Below are 510 nucleotides of genomic sequence, written 5' to 3' on the forward strand. Positions count from 1 at the left end.
GATAAGTAGTGAGCAATAGCATGAGTGACAATATCAATCAGCCAGCTAATCAGACAAACAATCAAAAAAACGTTCAAAGTCGTATTCAACCTTTGACTCATGACGATATTCGCAACTTTGAGCCACCTACTCATTGTCTAGATGGAAAAACTATCTTGGTGACAGGTGCAGGGGATGGTATTGGCCGTGTTGCAGCATTAACCTATGCTCGTTATGGCGCTACTGTATTGCTACTAGGTCGTACCAGCAGCAAGCTCGAGTATGTCTATGACGAGATTGAGAGCCTTGGCGGTAAGCAGCCCGCTATGTTGCCGATGAATCTAGAAGGGGCAACCTATGCTGAAATGCAGCAGCTAGAAGGACTGATTGATAAAGAAGTCGGTCAGCTGGATGGTATCTTGCATAACGCTGGCGTGCTTGGGCAGTTGACGCCACTTGAGATGTATGACGTTGATACATTCGCTCAAGTCATGAAGGTCAATTTTACGGCGACCTTTATGCTCACCCAAG

1 protein-coding gene is annotated in these 510 nt (G+C 45.9%); it reads left to right on the plus strand.

Going from position 1 to position 510, the window contains the following annotated elements:
* Positions 1-20: 20 nt before the first annotated feature.
* On the plus strand, positions 21-510 hold a 490-nt coding region (locus ACS8FC_RS21075; RefSeq protein WP_439298214.1), incomplete at its 3' end, for an SDR family NAD(P)-dependent oxidoreductase.

The sequence above is a fragment of the Psychrobacter sp. 1Y4 genome (assembly GCF_051847555.1).